At 51.9% G+C, this 20,965-nt stretch carries 15 protein-coding genes and 1 rRNA gene; 3 read left to right on the forward strand and 13 right to left on the reverse strand.

Annotated elements, in window-relative coordinates:
• Nucleotides 1-3: 3 nt before the first annotated feature.
• The 4 genes from CRP01_RS43025 to CRP01_RS24390 form a co-directional block, all read right to left on the reverse strand.
• Nucleotides 4-1,269 carry a helix-hairpin-helix domain-containing protein gene (locus CRP01_RS43025; RefSeq protein WP_233752743.1) on the reverse strand — a complete coding sequence of 422 codons (1,266 nt, stop codon included), beginning with the start codon at nucleotides 1,267-1,269 and terminating at the stop codon, nucleotides 4-6.
• 69 nt (nucleotides 1,270-1,338) lie between these two features.
• Nucleotides 1,339-2,214 carry an OmpA family protein gene (locus CRP01_RS24380; protein ID WP_099152725.1) on the reverse strand — a complete coding sequence of 292 codons (876 nt, stop codon included), beginning with the start codon at nucleotides 2,212-2,214 and terminating at the stop codon, nucleotides 1,339-1,341.
• 237 nt (nucleotides 2,215-2,451) lie between these two features.
• On the reverse strand, nucleotides 2,452-3,918 hold the full coding sequence (locus CRP01_RS24385; protein WP_099152726.1) for a DUF1501 domain-containing protein: 1,467 nt from the start codon (nucleotides 3,916-3,918) through the stop codon (nucleotides 2,452-2,454).
• Entirely contained in the window at nucleotides 3,918-6,215 is a 2,298-nt protein-coding gene (locus CRP01_RS24390) for a PSD1 and planctomycete cytochrome C domain-containing protein (RefSeq protein ID WP_099152727.1), read from the reverse strand. The genes CRP01_RS24385 and CRP01_RS24390 overlap by 1 nt, the downstream gene beginning before the upstream one ends.
• A gap of 207 nt (nucleotides 6,216-6,422) precedes the next feature.
• On the opposite strand from CRP01_RS24390, the gene mnmG reads away from it, so the two are divergent.
• From mnmG to CRP01_RS24405, 3 genes are all read left to right on the forward strand, one after another.
• Nucleotides 6,423-8,288, forward strand: coding sequence for a tRNA uridine-5-carboxymethylaminomethyl(34) synthesis enzyme MnmG (gene mnmG / locus CRP01_RS24395; RefSeq protein WP_099152728.1), 1,866 nt, complete (start codon nucleotides 6,423-6,425; stop codon nucleotides 8,286-8,288).
• A gap of 286 nt (nucleotides 8,289-8,574) precedes the next feature.
• On the forward strand, nucleotides 8,575-11,154 hold the full coding sequence (locus CRP01_RS24400) for a penicillin-binding protein 1A (protein WP_099152729.1): 2,580 nt from the start codon (nucleotides 8,575-8,577) through the stop codon (nucleotides 11,152-11,154).
• 219 nt (nucleotides 11,155-11,373) lie between these two features.
• Entirely contained in the window at nucleotides 11,374-13,035 is a 1,662-nt protein-coding gene (locus CRP01_RS24405; RefSeq protein ID WP_099152730.1) for a mechanosensitive ion channel family protein, read from the forward strand.
• A 44-nt stretch (nucleotides 13,036-13,079) separates the two neighbouring features.
• Here the strand turns inward: CRP01_RS24405 and CRP01_RS24410 are convergent, their stop codons facing one another.
• From CRP01_RS24410 to rrf, 9 genes are all read right to left on the reverse strand, one after another.
• Nucleotides 13,080-13,790 carry an SDR family oxidoreductase gene (locus tag CRP01_RS24410; RefSeq protein WP_099152731.1) on the reverse strand — a complete coding sequence of 237 codons (711 nt, stop codon included), beginning with the start codon at nucleotides 13,788-13,790 and terminating at the stop codon, nucleotides 13,080-13,082.
• A 64-nt stretch (nucleotides 13,791-13,854) separates the two neighbouring features.
• A complete protein-coding gene (locus CRP01_RS24415) occupies nucleotides 13,855-14,313 on the reverse strand; it encodes a hypothetical protein (protein WP_222845801.1) in 459 nt (152 codons plus the stop codon).
• A gap of 56 nt (nucleotides 14,314-14,369) precedes the next feature.
• Nucleotides 14,370-15,398: a phosphotriesterase family protein gene (locus CRP01_RS24420; RefSeq protein ID WP_099152732.1), complete on the reverse strand. Its 1,029-nt coding sequence runs from the start codon at nucleotides 15,396-15,398 to the stop codon at nucleotides 14,370-14,372.
• Nucleotides 15,399-15,477: 79 nt separating this feature from the next.
• Nucleotides 15,478-16,572 (reverse strand): DUF4291 domain-containing protein, encoded by a 1,095-nt coding sequence (locus tag CRP01_RS24425; RefSeq protein ID WP_233752744.1) that lies wholly within the window; start codon nucleotides 16,570-16,572, stop codon nucleotides 15,478-15,480.
• A 384-nt stretch (nucleotides 16,573-16,956) separates the two neighbouring features.
• Nucleotides 16,957-17,799, reverse strand: coding sequence for a dienelactone hydrolase family protein (locus CRP01_RS24430; RefSeq protein ID WP_099152733.1), 843 nt, complete (start codon nucleotides 17,797-17,799; stop codon nucleotides 16,957-16,959).
• Between the two features lie 87 nt (nucleotides 17,800-17,886).
• Nucleotides 17,887-18,375 (reverse strand): gliding motility lipoprotein GldH, encoded by a 489-nt coding sequence (locus CRP01_RS24435; RefSeq protein WP_099152734.1) that lies wholly within the window; start codon nucleotides 18,373-18,375, stop codon nucleotides 17,887-17,889.
• A 79-nt stretch (nucleotides 18,376-18,454) separates the two neighbouring features.
• Nucleotides 18,455-19,618, reverse strand: coding sequence for a molecular chaperone DnaJ (gene dnaJ / locus CRP01_RS24440; protein WP_099152735.1), 1,164 nt, complete (start codon nucleotides 19,616-19,618; stop codon nucleotides 18,455-18,457).
• Between the two features lie 170 nt (nucleotides 19,619-19,788).
• Nucleotides 19,789-20,331, reverse strand: coding sequence for a nucleotide exchange factor GrpE (locus CRP01_RS24445; RefSeq protein WP_099152736.1), 543 nt, complete (start codon nucleotides 20,329-20,331; stop codon nucleotides 19,789-19,791).
• Nucleotides 20,332-20,547: 216 nt separating this feature from the next.
• Nucleotides 20,548-20,657: ribosomal RNA gene (gene rrf, locus CRP01_RS24450) — 5S ribosomal RNA — on the reverse strand.
• Nucleotides 20,658-20,965: the final 308 nt, after the last annotated feature.

Raw genomic sequence — 20,965 nt, forward strand, 5'->3', positions numbered from 1 at the left:
CGCTTAAACTCTTCGGCCGCCTTTCAGTTCGTCCTGCATGGTCTGCAGATCATCCCATTTGCCATTGGCCGCCAGCAGGGCCTGCTGCGACCAGGTACTGGGATCGTGGATGCGGTAGCGTTCGCCGGCAGCGGCAAGGATGGATTGCAGGCGCTCCAGGTCCGTTTCCGCCAGATCGTGCCAGGTGTTGATACCGGCCTCTTTGAGCAACTGTTCGATCTTCGGTCCGATACCCTCAATGACTTTCAGGTCTTCGGCATTCGGTAGTGGAGTGACCAGAGCCGATGGGTTGGTCTGTTTGAGGTGATAGAGGCTTCTCGCCTGTCCCACCCAGTTGTCTTTTTCGATCCGCCCCGGGAAATAGCTGATCTTGTCGGTTACTTCCGCAATACGGGCAGCGTCCCACTCGGCAATATCCTGGTAGGAATATACTTCGATCTCGTTGAGTTTGGTCTGCAGGAACGGTCCGATCCCTTCGATCTTCGTCAGGTCGTCCCGCTCGATATCAGCCACGGCGATCTTTTTGTGCAATACGGTTTTGTCCGGAGTAGTTTTCAGTTCCGGTTCCTCCTCCACATCATCGATCTCAAAGATCAGGGAACTGGAATCAACTGCCGCACTTTTAGACTGCGGAACCGTTTCCTGCGGATGCAATCCTCTGATCTGTTGTTTCAAGGCCTGGTTTTCGGATTCCAGCTGGGCCAGTTTAGCTTCAAAACGTTCCAAACGCTGGTTGGTGGCCTCCAGATCCGTCACTGCATCGGTGTCGGTGGCTGCGTAGATGACCTGCGGCGTATCGTCCTCGGTGTCGTCATCTTCCGTTACCACTACGGTAGTGGGTACTTCCCGCCCCTGCTCGAAGTCGGCGATCTGCTGGTTGAGGTAATCGATCTTGGCCTGATAGGAACGGGTATTGGCCTGTTGATTTTCCACCTCCTGGTTGGCCTGAAATATATCTTTGAGCAGTTTCGCCTTTTCTTCTTCCAGCGCATCTACCCTTTCGGTCATTTCCACCAGATCGTAATGGACCCGCTGCAGATCGGCCTCTTTCTGATCAAGCTGATCTTTCATACCGCCCAGCTCCTGACGGGCCTGCACCAGATCGGCATTGGATTCTTCCAGTTCTTCCCGCAACCGTCTCACTCTCGGACTACGCAGCAGATATCCGATCAACAAACCGAATAAAAAGCCAATAAGCGTAATGGCCAGGGCCGCGTAACTATCTGCTGTATCCCAATTATCGAAAAACTGATTCATATCGAAATCCATGCCTCTGTTAATTTTTGGTGTTCAGGTATTGAGAGCTGCAAAATTTTGAAAACTTTGCAGCTCTCTCGATTATTCAATCACGAAATTCACCCGCCGGTTCTTCTGCCGGCCTTCGGGATTATCTTTCCCATTCTGCCGGTTTGGCGCTACCGGTTCGGTTTCTCCCTTGGAATCCACTTCGATGGTAGCTCCCACGCCCAGTTCCTTGAAGTACTGCCGGGCGTTTTCCGCCCGACGCAATCCCAGGTCATAATTGTATTCGGTAGTGCCTTTACTGTCGGTATGGCCGATGATAGTCAACATCTTGCCATCGTTCAGTTCCAGATAGGTCTTTACCGAGTCGGCATAGAGTACCGCCTGGGTTCCCGGCCGGAACTCCGCCGAATTAAACTCGAAATTGGCATCGGAAAAGGTCATATTCGTAAATACGAAAGCGGTTCGGTCGTACGCATCGGGGCCTCCGCGCGGATCAAAGAGGTGGAAGGTGAGCGGCTCCAGCAGATTCGGATCATTACTCAATTTGTAATCCAGAGATACCCGGCCTTCGGGTACGCCTCTTTTTACTAATAGAGACCGGATGGCGTCCGCCCGGGCGATACCGATATTTTCGAAGAAACCGCGTTCCGGCTTCCAGTCGGACTCACTCGGCCGAATAAGACCGGTAATGGTCAGATCGCGGGTAGAATCGGCCAGCAAAATAGCGGCCAGTGTATCCAGAAATGCTTCGTTATTCGGATTCAGGCGAGGTTGCACACTCAGCGGATCAAAAGCGAACTGGTCGTAACTGTCCAGGATCGCGGTGCTGTCTTCGTCCAGTAGTTGCAGGGTAGTCAGGCGAACATCCTGCTCTCCGCACATGCCCCGAACTTCACAGACAAAATACCATCTGGCCCAAAGGGCAAAAGCAACAAACACTAAAAAGAGCAAAAACGTCAGGAACCTCATATTGGTGTGTGGTTTGTTCGAGGTATATGCTATACGTAATCGGCTAATACTCACCGGGTGTATAAAATAAACAGCTCCTAAGGTAAATATTTAGCGCATACTGCCCAAGAATCAGTGTGTTTTTTGTTGATGCAATGCTGCCGGGCACCGAAGATCCCCGGCTATCATCACACGATTACAGCCTCCGCCCCTGGATCGTAGGAGGATTCATCCCTCACTAGAGTCAGGAACTTTTGGTCAGGCCATGATATCGTGCACCAGTTCTCCGTGTACGTCAGTCAGGCGGAAATCACGCCCCTGAAAAGGATACGTGAGCTTAGTGTGATCCAGCCCGAGCAAATGCAACAGGGTTGCCTGCAGATCGTGGACGTGTACATTGCCGCTTACCGGTGCGTAGCCCACTTCGTCCGTCTCGCCCAGCGTCATACCTTTCTTTATCCCGGCTCCGGCTACCCACATCGTGAAGGCCTCTTTGTGGTGATCACGGCCCCGGAATTTATTCGTTTTACCGCCCCGGTTTTCCTGCATGGGAGTCCGACCGAACTCACCGCCCCAAACGACCAGCGTACTATCCAGCAGTCCGCGCTGTTTGAGGTCTTTCAGCAGAGCCGCCATCGGCTGGTCGATCTCATTACATCTTTGCAGGAAACCGCCGTCCAGCGATTCAAAATCATTACTTCCGTGGGAATCCCATCCCCGGTGGTACAGTTGCACGAAACGTACGCCTCTCTCCACCAGCCGGCGCGCCAGCAAACAGTTATTGGCAAAAGATCGCTGACCGGGTTCCGTACCGTACATTTTGTGGATATATTCCGGTTCCTTGCTGATGTCCGTAGCTTCCGGCACGGTCATTTGCATCCGGAAAGCCAGTTCGTACTGCGAGATCCGGGTAAGCGTTTCCGGATCGCCGACTTCCTCAAACTCCCGCTGGTTGATCTTGCTGATCGTTTCGATGGCCTTGCCGCGCAATTCGCGATCAATCCCATTCGGATTAGAAACGTACAGTACCGGATCACCCTGGGACCGGAATTCCACTCCCTGGTACAGAGAAGGCAGAAAACCGCTACCCCACAAACTTTTCCCGCCACTGGGCGCCGACTGCCCGGAAACCATTACGACGAATCCCGGCAGGTTTTTATTGGGGGAGCCCAGCCCGTACGTCACCCAGGACCCCATACTCGGACGTCCGCTACGCGCGTGCCCGGTATGCATAAACAGCTGCGCCGGAGCGTGGTTGAACTCTTCGGTCTGCATCGCTTTCAGAAAGCACACATCATCCACGGCGTCCTGAAAATGCGGCAGCAGATCGGATACCCAGGCGCCGGATTCTCCGTACTGGTTGAAATTCACCCGGGTGCCCAGCATCGACGGAACGCCGCGGATAAAGGCGAACCGTTTGCCCTCCAGAAAAGACTGCGGGCAGATCTCACCGTCCAAGCGATCCAGGGTCGGTTTATAATCAAAAAGCTCCAGTTGGGAAGGTCCGCCCGCCATGTGCAGGAAAATGATGTTGCGCGCACGCGGCACATAGTGAGAGATCTTTTCCAGCAGGGCTTCCGTCGGATCATCGGCCTCACTTCCGGAACACCCCATAGTACCCAGCGCCAAAGCTCCCAGACCAAGCGTGCAATCGCGCAGGAAATGCCGCCGGGTGAGATAATTCTGGTGCGTATCTATTAGTTCGTTATAGAGCTTTCTTTTCATTATTTGTTGATTAATTCGTCCAGGTTGAGAATGATGCTTGCGACGTTGACCAGGGCCGCCAGTTGTGGTTCCTTTGTTTCGTTTTCCGCCAGGAGGGCTTTCGCCTCTTCCGGGTGCTGCTGGTAGTGCTCTTCCGCTTCTTCGTAGAAGTCGACTAGTTCCCTGAGCCGGAAATCATCCGCCGGCCGGAGCAGGGCCCGCTTGTAGGCATACTGGATCTGTTCGGCTGGTTTGGAACTCTTTTCCGCCATATTGACGGCCAGGTGTTTGGCCGCTTCCGTATAGACCGGATCATTGAGCGTCACCATAGCCTGCAGCGGCGTATTCGTCCGGATGCGACGCGACACGCAAAACTCCCGGCTCGTTCCGTCAAAGGTCAGATGGGAGGGGTAAGGACTGGTTTTACGGATCATGGTATAGACCCCGCGCCGGTGACGGTCATCTCCCGGACTGGTCTCCCAGCGGGCTACCTGCCGGATCACGTCCCACACCCCATCCGGCTGGTAGGGCATCACGCTCGGTCCGTACATCTTCGGACTGAGCAGGCCGGCTACGTACAGCGCCTGATCGCGCAATTGCTCGGAACTCAGCCTTACCCGCGGCCCCCGGGACAGCAGTGCGTTGTAGGGATCTCTTTTCAGTTTTTCGGCGGATATTTTACCCGACTGCCGGTAGGTTGCCGACATCACAATATCTTTCAGCATTGGCTTGAGCTTCCATTCGTGCTCGTGCATAAAGCGTAAGGCCATCCAGTCCAGCAGTTTCGGATGGGAAGGCGGTTCGCCCTGGCTACCAAAATCTTCCACCGTTCGGACGATCCCGTTACCGAAAATGCGGCCCCAGAATCGATTGACGATCACGCGTGAGGTCAGGGGGTTATCCGGATTGACCAGCCATTCGGCCAGATCCAGCCGGTTGACCAGACTGTCTCTGGATAATTGTGGCAGGACTTCGGGTACATCGGGCTGCACCGTATCCGTCAGGGCCAGCCAGTTGCCGCGATCAAATACGCGGGTGATCCGGCTGGAATCCGGATGAAAATCCTGCATAACGGGCACCCGCCCGGGCTGGATTGCCATGAAGGCATCCAATTTGTCTTTGAACTCCGTAGTGACGGTATCCCCGTCAGCGCGTTTGGCTTCCAGATAATTGCCCAGGCGATCTTTTTCCCGCTTCTGGGCGGGAGACAGTAGGTTTACCCTTGGGAACTCGCTGGTCAGGTCGCGATCCAGGGTATTGTTGAAAAAGGCCATGGAGGAATAGAACTCCTGGTGCCGGAAAGGATCGTAGGGGTGGCTGTGGCATTGTACACAGCTCATGGTCACACCCTGCCAGACTTCATAAGTCGTATTCAGGCGGTCCATGACCGCTACCAGCCGGAACTCTTCATCATCCGTTCCTCCCTCGTCATTGGTATTGGTATTCCGGTGAAAGGCGGTTGCCAGTACCTGGGCGTCATCCGCGCTGGGCAGCAGATCACCGGCGATCTGCTCGACGGTAAACTGATCAAAAGGCATATCGCGGTTAAAGGCATCGATCACCCAGTCCCGGTACCGCCAGATATTCCGGCGCAATTTATCTTTCTGATAGCCCTGTGAATCACCGTAACGGGCCAGATCCAGCCACATGGAGGCCCAGTGTTCGCCGTACTGGGGCGAAGCCAGCAGGCTGTCTACCACCTGTTCGTAGGTCATCGACTGGTCTTCCAGAAATGCCTGGCGCAAATTCTCTGAAGGCGGCAGACCGATCAGGTCCAGGCTCAGCCGGCGCAGCAGCACCGGCGCGGAAGCCTCAGGCTCCGGTTGCATGCCCAAGGACTCCAGTTTGTTCCAGACGAAACCGTCGATCGGGTTTTTAGCCCACTCGATCTCGGCAATATCCGGCACGGTCATGGCCGTATCCGGAGCAATGTAGGCCCAGTGTTTTTCCCATTTGGCGCCTTCATCGATCCAGCGCGCGATCAGATCGATCTCCTTTTTGGATAAGGGATCCCCATCGGGCGGCATGCGTACTTCGGGATTGGTCTCTACCAGACGACGGTACATTTCGCTGGCCCGATGCCGGCCGGGAACGATGGCCTTTTTTCCCGATTCCGTCGTATCAAATGCCTCCTCCTCAAACAACAGACTAAAACCTCCCATCTGCCGAACTCCGCCGTGGCAGGCCAGGCAATTGCGGTTCAGGATGGGTCGAATATCCCGATTGTAGCTGATGCGCTCGTCAGCCGAAGAACTACACTGGCTCAAACCAGCAAGCCCCAGTGCCAGACTTAAAAAAAGATAAATTTTATTCTTCATAATTCATTTCCAAATATAGGAAAAACAGTCCCGCAAACATGACGTTAATATGACGGTTTGCCCCGATAAGCAATTGTATTATTAATCAAGCAACTAAACCCGAAATTGCGTATCTTTGCGGGTCAATTTAAAGAAATGAGAAACGATTATTGAAAATAAGGTTTTTCCTTTTTTCCAACTTTCCTTTCTCGATCCTAATTTATCGAAATGTTTCCGACTTACGACGTGATAGTGGTAGGGGCCGGGCACGCCGGCTGCGAAGCCGCAGTAGCTGCCGCCAATATGGGCTCCAAAGTGATGCTGGCGACGATGAATATGAACACGATCGCCCAAATGAGCTGCAACCCGGCAATGGGTGGGGTGGCCAAAGGGCAGATCGTACGCGAAATTGACGCGCTGTGCGGGTATTCCGGTATTGTTACGGATCACACCATGGTCCAGTTCCGAATGCTCAATCGCTCCAAAGGACCGGCCATGTGGAGCCCGCGGGCCCAAAGTGACCGGATGCAGTTTGCCGCCAGATGGCGCAGTATGCTGGAAGCCAATCCCAATATCGATTTCTGGCAGGAAATGATCGTAGGCCTCGTCGTAAAAGACGGTATCGTCAAGGGTGTACGGACCGGTATCGGTCTGGAGATCCCGGCGCGGTCCGTCGTACTGACCAACGGGACTTTTCTGAACGGCGTGATCCACATTGGTGAAAAACAGTTCGGCGGCGGCCGGGCCGGAGAAAGAGCGGCCACCGGTATCACCGAACAACTGGTAGAACTGGGTTTTGAATCCGGCAGGATGAAAACCGGAACACCGCCGCGTATCGACGGTCGCAGCCTCGACTGGGACGCAATGGAGGTGCAACCCGGCGACGAAGTTCCCGGAAAATTCTCCTACACAGATACGCCGACACCGAAGCGACAACTACCCTGCCATATTGCCTATACCAGCCAGGAAGTACACGATATTCTGCGGACGGGTTTTGATCGCTCCCCAATGTTCAACGGTCGTATCCGGGGACTGGGGCCGCGTTATTGCCCTTCTATCGAAGATAAGATCGATCGTTTTGCCGACCGGGATCGCCACCAGCTGTTCGTTGAACCGGAAGGGTGGGATACCTGTGAGATCTACGTCAACGGATTTTCCAGTTCCCTGCCCGAAGATGTGCAGTACAAGGCACTCCGTCAGGTAAGGGGTTTTGAGAACATGAAAATGTTCCGACCGGGTTACGCCATTGAGTACGATTTCTTTCCGCCCACTCAGCTGAAAATATCGCTGGAAACCCATCTGGTAAAAAACCTGTTTTTTGCCGGGCAGATCAACGGTACCACCGGCTACGAAGAGGCGGGCAGCCAGGGGCTTATTGCCGGCATTAATGCTCACCTCGCCGTACAGGAAGAGGAACCTTTCGTCGTGCGCCGTTCGGAAGGATACATCGGTGTGCTGATCGACGATCTGGTCAATAAAGGGACGAAAGAACCCTACCGGATGTTTACCTCCCGGGCCGAATACCGCATTCTGCTGCGCCAGGACAATGCCGATCTCCGGCTGACCCCGCTGGCCCAGAAACTGGGCATGGCCGGTAGCGACGAGCGCATGCAACGGGTGGAAGCCAAAAATGATGCCGCCGAACACATCGAAAAAGTACTGCGTGATCTGAGTGTTGAACCGGGGCAGGTCAACGGCCTGCTGGAGGAAAAAGGATCTTCACCGATCAATCAGAAAGTAAAGCTACACGGTATCCTGCTGCGTCCTCAGATCTCCATGGAAGATCTGCGCACGGCGATCCCTCAGGTAGCGGAACTACTCAGCGGTTACGAACAAGAGTTCGTTGACCTGGCGGAGACCAATATGAAATACGAAGGCTATATCCGCCGCGAACAGGAAATGGTGGATAAAATGAACCGCCTCGAAGAAGTACATCTGCACGAGGACTTCAACTACCAGCAACTGGCTTCCCTTTCCAAAGAAGCCCGCGAAAAACTCAGCCGGATGAAACCACGCACCATCGGGCAGGCCAGCCGGATCAGCGGAGTGAGCCCGGCGGATATTTCCGTACTGCTGGTGCATGTCGGACGTTAGACGAACTGCAGGCGAGCGGCAACGTCCTCTCGCCGCGTGCAGCCAAACGCCGACGGTCTTGTCATTAAAGGCAGCATCACTACTGCGTTTGGATGTACGGAAAATAAACACTGTTCCCAATAAACGCCAGCCGGATAAAAAAGAAAGAACAAATAGTTGTGACTAGTCGTTAAATATGAGGTCTAAATCGATCGATTTAGCCGAAGAATATCGGCGGTTTTATCCAGCTTTTATTTAACGATTTGAACGTATCCGACCGCGATCGGAAGTACATATCAAAAAACATATGGCAGAGAATCAGCCCTCATCCAACACGCAGCCTGACCTTCTGGAAATGGTCAAAGAATGGTCAGCGACACGTATTGCCAAGCTGAAGGTCTATTGGCGGAAATTCCGCCTGGATTATCCCCGGGGCAGTCAGGTAGTCAAATGGGGCAGCATCCTCGGTGTGAGCGGCGTGGTTGCGCTTTTCCTGGTCTGCCTGCTGGTGTATTGGGGCGCTTTCGGTCCCCTGCCCTCCTATCCCGAATTGAGTAATATCCGCAATAACACCGCCTCCGAGGTTTATTCCGAAGATGGCGTACTGCTGGGAAAATATTACGTTGAGAACCGGGTCAACGCCGATTTCGAAGAAATTTCGGAAGATGTGATCAACGCCCTGGTCGCCACGGAAGATGCGCGTTTCTTTGAACACAACGGCATCGATATCCGTGCCTGGGGCCGGGTACTGGTAAAATCCATCATTTTATCGGATGATGCTTCCGGTGGCGGTAGTACGATCAGCCAGCAGTTGGCTAAGAACCTCTATCCGCGGCGCGATTATCTCCTGCTGTCTACTTTTATCAACAAACTGCGGGAAACTTTTGTAGCCCGGCGTCTGGAAAATACCTACACCAAGGAAGAACTGCTGAATCTTTACCTCAATACCGTTCCCTTCGGGGATGATATTTACGGGATCAAGGTCGCTTCCCAGCGATTCTTTAGCAAATCACCGAATGAACTGACCCTGTCCGAGGCCGCCGTGCTCGTCGGCATGCTCAAAGCGAACAGCTATTACCATCCGGTACGTCATCCGGACCGGGCGCAGCAGCGACGCAATACCGTACTCGCCCAAATGGTCCGCTACAATTACCTGGCGCCCGAGGTCTACGATACGGTGAAAACCATGCCGGTAGAGGCCGCTTACGTCAAGGAAGGTAAAAACCGGGGATTGGCTACCTACTTCCGGGAACACCTGCGCCTGAAGGTGGAAGAACTGCTGGAAGGTTACTACAAAAAAGACGGTACCCCCTATAATCTCCAAACCGACGGATTAAAAATATACACCACCATCGATGCCACGCTGCAGCAGTACGCGGAGCGGGCCGTGGAAGAGAACATGCCGGTTATCCAGTCCAATTTCGATAAAAACTGGAAAAAGCGTACGCCCTGGGACGATCGCTTATTGAAAAGTACCGTTCAGCAATCCCGCCGCTACCGCGCCCTGAAAGCGCAGGGGAAAGGCGAAGAGGAGATCATGGCCATCTTTGAACAACCGGTACAAATGCGGGTTTTCGGCTGGGAAGAGGATAGTGATGATTACCGGGATATGAGCCCATTGGATTCCGTAAAGCATTATCTCACCCGGCTTAATACCGGCCTGATGGCCATGGAACCGCATACCGGACTGATCCGGGCCTGGGTAGGCGGAAACGATTTTGGCTACTTCCAGTACGATCACGTGAAATCGCGGCGGCAGGTGGGCTCCACCTTCAAACCGGTGGTTTACCTGGAAGCCCTGCAGCAGGGAATGATGCCCTGTGAATATACGCCCAACGAACTCGTCACCTACGAAGACTACGACAACTGGCAACCCCACAACTCCGATGGCAAGTACGGTGGCGTCTACTCCATGGAGGGTGCCCTGAGTCATTCGGTCAATACCGTGACGGTAGAACTACTGATGCGCTCGGGAGTAGAACCGGTACGCGAACTGGCCCAGAAGCTGGGCATTTCCAGCGATATTCCCAAAGTGCCTTCCATCGCGCTGGGTACCGTAGAGGCATCGCTGTTCGATATGGTGCAGTTGTACGGAACTTTTGCCAACGAAGGCAGACGCCCGGAGATCCATTATCTGGATCGGATCGAAACGAGCGACGGAGAAGTCCTGATGGAGTTCGACCGCCCCGATACCCAAGAATTTGAAGAAGTCGTTTCCCGTGAGCACAACATGATGCTGGTGAAAATGCTGGAATCCGTGGTGGATAGCGGAACGGCCCGCAAAGTACACTACGGCTACGGCCTCTACGGGGACATTGCGGGTAAGACCGGTACAACGCAGAACCAATCCGACGGCTGGTTCCTCGGCTTTGTACCCAATCTGGTGGCCGGAGTATGGGTGGGCGCCGAAAGCCCGCGTATCCATTTCCGCACCATGAGCGCCGGTCAGGGATCCAGTACGGCTTTGCCCATCTGGGGGACCTTCATGCGCTCCATGTACAAAGACAAAAAACTGGCGGATAAATACCGAAAAGGTCGTTTCCCGGAAATGGCCGACACCCTGATGGCGACCATGCTTTGCCCGCCCTTCCTGGATGAAATGCCGATCCTGGCGGAATGGGGGGAAGAGAATTACTACGAGATCCAGGATTTCTACCAGATGGTCCAGGAATTCAATCAGGATGCCCTCCGCAAGGTGATCGAAATGAAACCCCGCCGTGAAGGCGAAACTTACCAGGAATACGGGGAACGGATCGAACGTTTTTACGACCGGGAACAACGCAAGATCGAAAACCGGGAAAAGCGGAAAGAATTCTGGAGTAATTTCCTGTTCGGAAAGAAAAAAGAAGAGCAGGATAAGGAAAAATCCAACGGCGGCGGCGGATAGACCTAGGCTGCTGGAGAATCATCTTCGGCTGCCCCGGAGCTAAAAAAGTCGTATCACCCTTGGTACGACTTTTTTTGTTTGTAAACTTTCAGGCCGTCTTTCAAGGGAAACAACGTTTGGGATTAAAATCAGGCATTTCTGCGCTGGATAAGCCTGGAGTAACAGCAAGTCCTTACCTTTGGGCGACTTGATAAAAAACTCAAAGTGCAGACCAGCCTCATGATTAGAAAGATAATCATCTTCACCCTCTTATGTATTTCGGGCTCCATTCCCCTGATCAGTCAGATCGATTCTTCCGAAGTAAACGACAGTCCTTACGGCGTCATTTACAATCACCTTTACTATCTGCAAACCGATTCTTATCAGCCCGCGAGGGCGGCATTATCATTTGCTCCCGGGGTAGCGGAGGCCGAAGACCTGGCCATCCAGCTCAAACAGATCCTGGACGGGCGGGGCTTATACGTAGATATCAACCGCCTGCCTACGGAAAACAGCTACTATGATTCTCTGGCCAAGGCGGCGGTGTATTACATCGATCAACATTATCCACTCCTCTATGTGGAAAAGATAGGCAACGACTGGTTTTATTCCCGCACTACAGTCGAAGCCATTCCGGATCTGCACCGGGAACTGTTTCCACTAGGCACGCAGATCACCACCTATTTTCAGGCACCTTTCTGGCAAACGCCCATTCTGAATATCAAGCTTTGGAAATGGATGGGGATTATCGTTCTGCTGTTGCTTTCCTGGCTGGTCTTCACCTTTATCAATTGGCTCAGCAGAACGATCATTCGACCCAGTCTGCGCAAACGCATTGGGATCTCGCCGGAAGTGGATAAGGCCGGCCGGAGACTCTACCGCTTGTTCGGGCTACTCATCAGTGTGCGATTTTTTGCCTACATACTGCCCATGCTGCAGTTACCCGCCAAAAACAATTCCATTCTGCTCAAACTGCTGGGGATCCTGAGTATTTTCTTTATCATTTTCATCGTCGATCAGTTGGTGAAAATCCTGTTCTTCAACCTCAATAAGGTGGCCAAAAAAACGGCCAACACGCTGGACGACCAGTTGATGCCCGTGCTAAAACGGATCACCTCTATGGTTGTATGGGCCGTAGGACTGTTTTATATTCTGGACTACCTCAATGTCAATGTGACGGCCCTGTTGGCCGGTATTTCGATCGGTGGTCTGGCCATCGCTCTGGCCGCCCAGGATACGGTGAAGAATTTCTTCGGTTCGATCATGATCTTTCTGGATAAACCTTTCCAGATCGGCGACTGGATCCATTTCGGTAACGTTGACGGCGTGGTGGAAGAGGTTGGTGTCCGTTCTACCCGCATCCGTACCTTTGCCAATTCCATTACCTACGTTCCCAACGGGCAACTGGCCGATCAGGTGGTGGACAATATGGGATTACGGCAATACCGCCGTTTTAAAACGGAGATCGGGGTGACCTACGACACGCCTCCGAAGCAGATCGATCTTTTTGTGAAGGGGATCCGGGAGATCATTCTTCGCCACCCGACTACCCGGAAAGATTATTTTGAAGTACATCTCAACAGCTTCGGGGCCAGTTCACTGAATATTCTGCTCTATACTTTTTTTGAAGCCCCCAACTGGACAGTCGAATTAAAGGGCCGGCACGAAGTGATGTACGCCATCATTGCTCTGGCGCATGATCTAGGCGTTCGTTTTGCCTTCCCCACACAAACGCTGCACATCGAGGAGTTTCCCGGTCAACTCAGCACCACTCCGGGTGCTCCCGCCGACAGCGGAGATGAACAACTCCGGGAGAGTCTGAAGGACATCAGCAAATATTTTAAAACAGCCAATCGGCCGGGGGGTGATGCCGGAAAGATCAAACCTCTGGGTGGGGAATGAATGTACCCGGGTTATCAGTTCGTTATTGACCAGATCGAAGCTACTTACCAGTCGATCCGTTTGCCGTCCCGGAAAAAGCCGCCGCTTGGTCCGTCATCCGGCAGAGTAGCCGCCCAGACGATCCCGCGTGCTCCTTCCGGAATGCTGCGGGTGGCGTTACTGCCTCCCATTTCCGTCCGCACCCAACCGGGACAGACCGAATTGACCAGAATATCATCGTCTTTGGTTTCGGCCGCCAATTTAATCGTAAGTACGTTCAGCGCAGCTTTGGAAATACTGTAGGCAGGTGTGCCACCGCTCATGCCCTGCAAGGCACCGGAACCACTGGAGACATTGACAATGCGCCCGGAATCGCTTTTACGGAGCAGGGGCAAGAATTCCTGAACCATTCGCCAGGCGCCGAAGAGATTCACATCGAGGGTCTGCCGGCATTCTTCCAGATCGGGTTCGGTTGCTTTCTGCCAGGTATCGTAATTGATGGCGGCATTGTTGACCAACGTATCCAGTCGGCCAAAGCGGGTAGCGACAGTTTCGGCCGCCTGCCGCACACTATCCGGATTGCTTATATCGAGTGGTATGAAATGGAGATCACCGGCGGTAGCACCGGCTTTCAGTTTATCCAGTGCCTCCTGTCCTTTTTCTACATCACGGCTGGTGAGAATTACCCGGTATTGTTGGGCCAGCAGTTGCCGGCATACTTCCAGACCGATGCCCCGGTTGGCTCCGGTGACTAGTGCAATTTTTGGATCAGTCATGTTGCTTGTAGATTACTTTATCCTCAAAACAAGCAACTGACCAAAAAGATCACAGTACTTTGGATCAGAGTTCCACGTCCAACTGGCGCCCTTCCTTTTGGGCCTTTTGGTCCATATTGGTTCCCACCGCCAGGCCGATGCTCATGCCGATCGGCAGACCGATACCCAGGAAGGCCAAATTACCCAGCGCACTGCCGAAAACCACTCCGAGCGGAATGCCGAAAACAGACATGCCTAAAGCCATCCACTGGTTCCGGTAATAATTGCGGGGCACGAGTTTTAGTTCCTTTTCAACTATTTTCAGAATAGAAGTTCTGACCGCCCGGATCTTCCGCTTCAGATCCTTACCCTCTCCGGGAAAAGTATTGATATCGTTAATCTCCGTATTGATCCTCACCAGAATATCTTCCGGGATCTCCCGGGATCGAAGCTCCTGGATGATCTCCTCCAGAATGCGGTATTCCTTTTCCAGTTTTTCATCCAGACTGACGTCCTGAGATCGGTTGAGCGATTCTAATTCCATGTAATTTTTAGAATTAATGTGAATTTACCTGAGACGGGAAAGTAGGTATTCCGCTTCTAGCGATCCACTTTTCTAGACGAAGGAGTTATCCCCAGGGCTTTAGGTGGATTTTTGATCAGGATCTGATCCAGTTCTCTGGCGGTAAGCCCTCTTTTTTTCAATTCGGGGATCAGTTGCTCGCTGATCGTTCGGTAGGGTATTTCATTGCCATTGCCAAACAATTTCAGACTAATTTCTCCTTTCTGATTTTCCACACTCCAGCCGTCGTCGTGGGAAATGAGCAGCCGAGATAAGAGGTCTTTCTCTTTTAAGGCCAGGATCATTTCCACGTATTGATCTACCCGGGTGGCACTGACTCCATCCAGGCTGATCCAAACACCTTTCTGCGCAAGTGCGATTCGTTCTGCATCAGTTCCGTTCTGAGCGTGCACCCAGATCAGACGCTCTGGCGCCAATTCTTCGCGGCTAATGATCTCATATTCGGATTGCGCGGCAGCGCCGTCCCCGGTATGCACGTAGATCGGTAATCCGCTCTTTTTACTCAGCATAATACCTGCTACCAGCAACTTTTCTTCCACTGCGTCGAGCGGGCCCCTTCCTACCCCCAGCTTTATGAATCCCGGGCGAATACCGCTACCCTCAATTCCATCGGTCCACTCCTTTTCCCAACGGGCGGAAATGGTGGCCGCATCCTCCTCGAAAACATGCTGGGGTAGATATTTTTTATCTACCGCAGCGTAATAGCCCGTATTGGTCAGGATGTTCAGGCCGGATCTTTCCGATAAGCTTTGCAACAGGCGGACGTCCCGACCGATGTGGTTGGGCGTACATTCCACCAGAGTATTGATACCCCGGGCTTTGAGAGCTTCCAGATGCGGCAGGATGGTACTGCTCGCCAGATCCTGTTCGTACTGGGGCTGTTTTACCTTTTCCGCGCCGATGAAGTCCGTAGTAATGTGTTCGTGCACCAGAGTGGGGCCCAGTTTCCCAGGCTTTAGTTTACCCTGTACACTCATCACGTAGGTGCGGGAAGAATTGCAGGATACCAGTAATAGTGCAGAAAAGAGGAGATAAACCAATCGCATAGCTCGCTGTTCTTTTGATGAATATTATCTCCAAATTAAGCACAAAGCGGAGCTTTTGGAAAATCATCGGGCGGATATCTTATTTCTCGATAGCCAGTTGCTGCTCCAGGTCCCGGTTTTGCAGTTGGTAGATCGTTTCCCGGGGGATCAGTAAGCGATCGAGCGCTTTGCGGTCTACCAGTTTTTTCTGCTCCCGCACAAAATCCGTGATATCTTCAACATAGCGGATCTGTTCCTGCCCAAATTGTTTAAGCACCTCTCCCTTCATACCGATCTGAATGGCCCGTCGGGTTTCTTTATTCCCGTAGGGATCATGGTCCGGATCCCATTGCAGGCGAACGGCCTTTTTCTGTAATTCCTCCTGCCAGGCTTCCCGGGTATCGTAGTATTTCGACTGATAGGAAGACAGCACCGCCTGACTAAGGATCTTTTCAAAGTCCGCTTTTTTGATCGCAATCGCCAGTACTCTTTCCTGATCCTTTTTTTCGGCCCAGCCGCAACGGAACATCATCCACAGGAAATTGGGTTTGATCCAGGACATGCGTCCGTAACTAAAGTCGGCTCCGCCCAATTGCTGATGCTCTACTGCGTAGCGGGCAATTGAAGGTTTGAAAGCCTGATAGACGATGATCTCGTCTTCGGTCTGATATCCGATGATCTGTTGTCCGCTATTCGGCAACTCCCGGATTACATTCGGGTAATAATCTAACTGAATGTTCTTCCCGGCCGGATTACTCCGTACGGCCAGTTGGCGTCCTTTTCTCGGTAATTCTTTTTCCCAGTTATCCAGTCTTTTTTGGGCGAAACCCTCAATCAGTGGATCTCCGCAGCCGGCCATTTCTGTCAGGAACTGCCTGGATTGCTCCGTTCCGATATCCGCCAGGGCCCAGGTACATTTTCTGGCCAACGGCTTGTAATCCATCGGGTCCAGTTCTTTACGGAAAGCATTATGGTACAGGGCTTCTTCCGCCAAGGGATTCTTTTTAAGCTGAAATGCCGAAGCCAGTTCTTCGTGTAATTGGTGCCAATCTTCGGCAAACAGTTCCAGTTCCATCAGGACCTTTTCATTTTCGGTGAATTCCCGAAAATCCAGCGTCCAGAAATCTTCCGCCAGTTTAGGGTCCCTGGCTCCCATAATGGCTTTAAATCGGGTGTTTACTTCTTCTCTTTTCATTGCTATTAAATTGCATAAAATTCATCACTATTCGACCCGCCTCCGGGAGGCCGGCCGGGATCAGCTAACGGATATATTTTACAGATCTTTTTCAACGGGCCGGGAGGCCACAGGCAAGCTCACGGTATTTCTTCGACCGAAGTGCATCAGATCATTTTGAACACCAACGGTAAACAGTCCATAAAAGTTTCCGGCTGAGCGATCTAAATTTGCGGGAGAAAATTGCTATCAGGTCGGCTGGAGCAGCTGTTCTAAACCTTTAGTCAGCTGCTTGAAAAGAACCGCCAGGAATGAAAATAAACAATCAATCCTGGCGGCTAAATTATATAGGTAAAAAGAAATTTCAGGGGAACAGACCGTCCGGATCTACCGGTGGCCTGATGTTTATAGTCGTTCCTGTAAAAAATTCAAAGCAAGCGCATTGGCTTCTGCGGTCGCTTCTTCGTTATAAGCTTCGGCATTACTTGGGTTGGCAAAAGCATGAGCGGCATCGTACTGATGGATCTCAATACTCTCGCCGGTCGCTTTGGCCAGGCTTTCAAATTTGTTGACTACTTCCGGAGTGATCCAGCCATCCTGTTTGGCAAAGATGCCCAGAATATCCGCCTCGATCGGTGCCAGTTTGTCGGCCTCCTGCACGGGCATTCCGTAGTACATCACACAGGCTTTTCCCTGGTCTCCCGCCATAATAGACGTGCGTAAAGACCAGCCGCCGCCAAAACACCAGCCAATGGTGCCAATACCCGCTTCGGGACCGGCATAATTGAGTGCGCCCTGAATGATAGCCTGCGCCCGGTCTTCTTTTACTGCCTGCATAAATTCTCCGGCCTGATCCTGCGTGGTAGCCACTTTGCCGTCGTACATATCCAGCGCCATTACCGTGACGCCTTCCAGCCCTTCAAAAAGCCGGCCGGCTTCCCATTTGATATGATCGTTTAGCCCCCACCATTCGTGGATGACAAACAGGAAGTCGCCGTTTGGATTTTCCGGCATAATGGCGAAAGCGCTCCCCGTTTTGCCGTCGGGAGTTTCAAAGGTCATCATTTCCCCGTTGGCGGGCGGTTCAATGGCTTCCGGTTCCGGATGTGCCTCTTTGAACTCCTCGTCATCGGCGAACTGGGCCATATCATCGGAGCTTTCTTCCGTGGCATCGGAATTTCCTCCATTATTGCAGGAAACGAGTGCAAAGCTTCCGAGCAATAACATAAAAAGTATTTGCTTGAACATGAATTGTGTATTTAAGAGTGAATAGTGATCAACTCTTAAACCGGAAGATTGGGAAAATGTTTTGCCCCATTGTGGGAATAGGCAAGCTTACTGCTGGCGGGTCTGGTCCGTCTTCTCTACCATAAAGCCGATGGTCCGAATACCCTCGATCGGATCTCTGCGCATGAATTGTTCCAGCGTGATATTATACGTTCCGGCCTGATTGAAAAAGGCACCTTCCTGAATGGGGATCTTTAAGGTACAGGTCTTGCTGTTACAATCACCGAACCAGCGACCGACATTATCCGCCAGTTCCAGGGATAGTGGTTCTGCCAATTGTTGCCCGGAAGGGAAGCGGGTATGGATCCTGGTGTAGAGATTTTGAAAGTCGTAGTCGACACTATGCTCTACTTCCAGCCAAAGATTATAGACCTGCAGGGTATCCTCGATTTCAAAGGAAAACTGGAGGCTGTCCGCATAGGTCCAATTGCTGGAATCGATCGGGTAGGATCGCTCGTACAGGTAGTCCGATCCACAACCCCAGAGTACACAACTCAGTAAAAGGAGAAATGGCCAGGCTTCGGGACGAAATTGCATAGGTGAGACGTGAAAGATGAGATTTGAAGGATCAGGAATATCTCCTAAAAAGCAACATTCCTGATCCTCTAATGCTCAGTTATGATTTAAAATAGTCGCGCATCCGGTCAAAGAATCCGCGGTCAGATTTTCCGGGCTGAGGTTGAAAATTAGGCTTGTTCCTCAATTGTTCCAAAACCTTTTTCTCGTCCTCGGAAAGCTTTTTCGGGGTCCAGACATTGATATGGATCAATTGATCTCCTTTACCATAGCTCTGTACCGAAGGCAATCCTTTCTCTTTTAAACGAAAAATCTTTCCGGATTGTGTACCGGCGGGTATTTTAATCTTCACGCGGCCGTCAATGGTCGGTACTTCTTTGGAAGTACCCAGTGCGGCATCGGCGAAATTGATGTATAGATCGTGAATGAGGTTCATCCCGTCCCGTTGGAGGGACTCGTGTGGTTTTTCTTCGATATTGATCAGCAGATCTCCGGATGGTCCACCCTGCCGACCGGCATTACCCTTTCCGCGCAGGGACAACTGCATGCCTTCTTCCACACCGGCGGGAATTTCGATCTCGATCATCTCTTCACCGTACATTCTGCCGTCGCCCTTACATTTGGAACAACTGGCAGTAATGGTTTTTCCGGAACCGTGGCAGGTGGGGCACGTTGCCGTCGTCTGCATCTGTCCCAGGAAAGTACTGCGCACCTGGCGGACTACACCGGCACCACGGCAGGTGTTACAGGTTTGCACGGAATTGCTATCCTTCGCACCGCTACCGTTACAAACGTCGCAGGTGGTATGTTTTTTAACCTTGATTTTCTTGGTAACGCCATTGGCGATCTCTTCCAGTGTAAGGGATAACTTGATCCGCAGATTGCTTCCGCGTTCACCCTGGGCACGGCCTCTGCCTCCGGAACGGGCGCCACCGAAAAAGGATTCGAACGGGCTCCCGGAGTCTCCGAAGATATCGCCGAACTGGGAGAAGATGTCCTCCATCGTCATGCCGCCGCTAAAACCTCCGCCGGCATTGCCACTCACTCCGGCGTGGCCGAAGCGGTCGTAGCGTGCCCGCTTATCGGCATCGCTCAGGATCTCGTAGGCTTCGGCTGCCTCCTTAAACTTCTCCTCTGCCGTTTTATCATCGGGGTTTTTATCCGGGTGATACTTAATCGCCATCTTCCGGTAAGCCTTCTTAATCTCATCCTGACCGGCACCCTTAGATACGCCCAGTACCTCGTAATAATCTCTTTTAGCCATTGTTATTGCCCTTACTTTTTGATGGCGTGAATCTAAATTTAATTTCAGTGTTGAAGCTGACTGCCGGAATAAACACCAAGGGGTAGAGTGAAGCGACCGTGGAGAAAAGCAAAACCTCTCCATTGTACCGTCTCTCTACCACCTGCGTTACGCGGCGGGCCGCGATCAACTTATTTGCCGACTACCACTTTGGCGTGGCGGATGATCTTGTCATTGAGGGAATATCCCTTTTCAATAGTATCGACCACTTTGCCTTTCAGGTCCTCGGTAGGGGCGGGTATCTCGGTAAGCGCTTCGTGCAGCTCTGGATCAAAAGGCTCACCGGTAGATTCCATCGGCTTGAGCCCTTTATTTTCCAGAGAACCTTTCAATTTATTATGGATCAGCAGGATGCCTTCACTTAAGCCTTCGGGGCTGTTGGCGGCCCTGTCAAAATCGTCCAAAACTGGCAGTAAGGCTGACATAGTGTCCTGTGCAGCACTTTTCATCATTTCCAGTTTTTCCTTGAAAGTTCTCTTTTTGAAGTTTTCGAACTCCGCAACCAGCCGAATGTACTTGTCTTTCAACTCTTCATTCTGCTTTTGCAGTTGCTCTACTTCCGAAACACCGCTCTCGGCCTTCGCAGCGGCGGTAGCTTCTGTATTTTCGACCGAGGCATTTTGCTCATCGAGCAACTCCTCGTTTATAGTTTCCTGATTATTCTTTTTGCTCATGCGGTTCTTCCAATTTAATGGTCTCCTAAACATGTGATAAAGATAGCAATTACTTTGCCAGTAATGGATTTACGACAATTTGGCAGGCAAAACGGGAAAATACAGTTCAATTAGTCAACACCTGGCTTTCAAAGAAGTTGAAAGCTTCGCGGAATGCATTACGGAATGCCCTAAAATGGAGAAAGCCTCCCGACGTTAGTCGGGAAGCTTTCATAAAGTTGGCAGTGACCTACTCTCCCACCTAGTGGTAGTACCATCGGCGCTGAAGGGCTTAACTTCTCTGTTCGGAATGGGAAGAGGTGAACCCCTTCGCTATAACCACCAACAATTCTTGTGAATACCGCTTTTGGTATTCGATTTCTTTATTTGATTTTGATCATGGTACAGTGTACCTCTTGGCGATCCCGATTCGATCCCCCGGATCTCATCCGGGATGATCATTGCGCGGGGCGCATGATCAAAATCAATTGACAAGTGTGGGAAGCGGTAAGTTTACTGACATTTGCTTGCGCTGGTGTCAGCATTGAAGGTAAAGATCGTTTGCAGTTGTCTAAAGTGATGGTAAAGTTGAAGAAATAAAGGAAGCTTTCGGGTAATTAGTACTACTCAGCTTCATACATCACTGCACTTCCAC

The organism is Flavilitoribacter nigricans DSM 23189 = NBRC 102662 (assembly GCF_002646595.1).
Classification (GTDB): domain Bacteria; phylum Bacteroidota; class Bacteroidia; order Chitinophagales; family Saprospiraceae; genus Flavilitoribacter; species Flavilitoribacter nigricans.